Below are 1,043 nucleotides of genomic sequence, written 5' to 3'. Positions count from 1 at the left end.
CCCCAAAACGAAGGAGCTTCCGATGAAGATGATGATCCGGGCAGCAATTGCGCTGCTCGCGCTAAGCGTGTGCGCGCCGATCTTGGCGGCTGGCCCGACTGGCCTCGCGATCACCGCGCCGGCAGGCAGCGTGCCCAGCCAGGCGATGACCTATGATGACGGTACCGGCAAGGCGCAGGTCGTCCGGGCCGCAAACCCGCTCCCCATCACCGCCGTGCGCAATGATGCGCCGATGACGCTCGCGCTGGCGAATACGCCTGCCACCGCCAAGACGGTCGCGAACGGCGGCTATTATTCGCTCGCGCAGTCCTGCTCGGCTTACGGCACCGTGACGTTCCGGCAGATCGGCCCAGATGGGTCGACGCCCATGACGATCGTCGCCAAGACGAGCGCGGACGTGACGGTGTGGCCGATCGCTGCGGGCGCCGTGGTCGACGTCACCCTGTCGGGCACGACGGCGTGCAACGTCACACTGTCGCGGGTGTCCTGATCATGCGTGCGATCCGCTTCGTCATCGCCGCCGTGGCCCTGCTGTGGGCCGCGCTGATCGGCTCGCCTGCGCTTGCGCAGATCACGCCGGGCGCAGTCGCCGTGGGCGCCCCTGCGCCCGATGCCGTGGCGCCAGCTTACAGTTTCGACTTCGGCACAGGCACCTATTCGATCCCGTTCGCGACCGCGTTCACTTTCTCGCGCGCCAGCCCGAAGACGAACCTGTTTCCAGCCTCGCCGCCGGGCTTCGCGTGGACCAGCTTCGCAAACGACGTGCTGGTTACCGACCCGATCAAGGGCGCGAGCATCGAGCGGGCGAACCCGTTCAACTATTATCCGAACAGCACCAGCCCCGCCGACGTCGTCACCACGACATCGCTGACGCCGGGCGACTACGTCCTGTGGATCACCAGTGCCAACGGCAATGGCAAGATCTGCGCGACGGGCGGGACGGCGCTGATCAGCAACGGGCGGAAATCGTCGCTGGCAGGTGAGCCGTCGAGCGATATCGGCGAGCCCTGCGCTCGCCAGAATGAAAGCGTCGCCTTTCAGGT

At 66.7% G+C, this 1,043-nt stretch carries 2 protein-coding genes; both read left to right on the top strand.

From position 1 onward, the window contains the following. On the top strand, nucleotides 1–490 hold a 490-nt coding region (locus FYJ91_RS20465), incomplete at its 5' end, for a hypothetical protein (RefSeq protein ID WP_219822630.1). Further along, on the top strand, nucleotides 460–1,043 hold a 584-nt coding region (locus tag FYJ91_RS20460), incomplete at its 3' end, for a hypothetical protein (RefSeq protein WP_219822629.1). The genes FYJ91_RS20465 and FYJ91_RS20460, both read left to right, overlap by 31 nt.

It is taken from the genome of Sphingomonas montanisoli, assembly GCF_008274695.1.
GTDB classification, from domain to species: Bacteria; Pseudomonadota; Alphaproteobacteria; order Sphingomonadales; family Sphingomonadaceae; genus Rhizorhabdus; species Rhizorhabdus montanisoli.
This window is presented reverse-complemented; position numbering and strand designations above follow the sequence as displayed.